At 73.5% G+C, this 502-nt stretch carries 1 protein-coding gene; it reads right to left on the bottom strand.

Features of this window, described 5'->3' with window-relative positions:
- Positions 1-352, bottom strand: a 352-nt coding sequence (locus CCN72_RS36235) for a hypothetical protein (RefSeq protein ID WP_086812602.1), incomplete at its 3' end; no start/stop codon positions are given.
- Positions 353-502 lie beyond the last annotated feature (150 nt).

Genomic DNA, 502 nt, shown 5'->3' with positions numbered 1-502 from the left:
CCCGGGCCGACAGACGGCCCGCGCGGGAATCGCCCACCTCGGGGTCGAGGGGTTCGCCCTCGCCGCCGGGCAGGTCGCCGATGCCGTCGCCTGCCGGTTCGTCCGGGTCGGGGACCTCCTGGCGGAGCCGCTGGTCCAGGGACTCCCCCGCGTGCTGCTCGGCGGCGGTGGTGCCGTACTTGGTGACGCCGAGGGGCCGTTCGGGCGGCGAATAGCCCTCGTCCAGCATGTCGTCGTAGGAGCGTTCGCCGACCGCGTCCTCGGGATCCACGGGTGCGGCGTCCGCCTGTTCCTCATTGGTCCCGGTGGGCTGGTAGGCATCGTCCCCCAGGGGGGTCTGCGTGTCGCTCATCGTCGCCTCCTTCGGTGTTCGCGCGGCGGTCCCGGTCCGCGTTTCCCGCAGCCGGGACGTCAACCCCGCGAATACCGGATCCGGCCGGCGCGACCGGGTCAGTCGGCGGACTGCTCCGCCAGGCCCGAGGTCCACTTCTCCTCGATGCGG

Origin of the sequence: Streptomyces murinus, from assembly GCF_002154555.1 — a bacterium.
GTDB lineage: Bacteria > Actinomycetota > Actinomycetes > Streptomycetales > Streptomycetaceae > Streptomyces > Streptomyces murinus.
The sequence above is the reverse complement of the archived record's forward strand: the minus strand, read 5'-3'. Positions and strand labels throughout refer to the sequence as shown.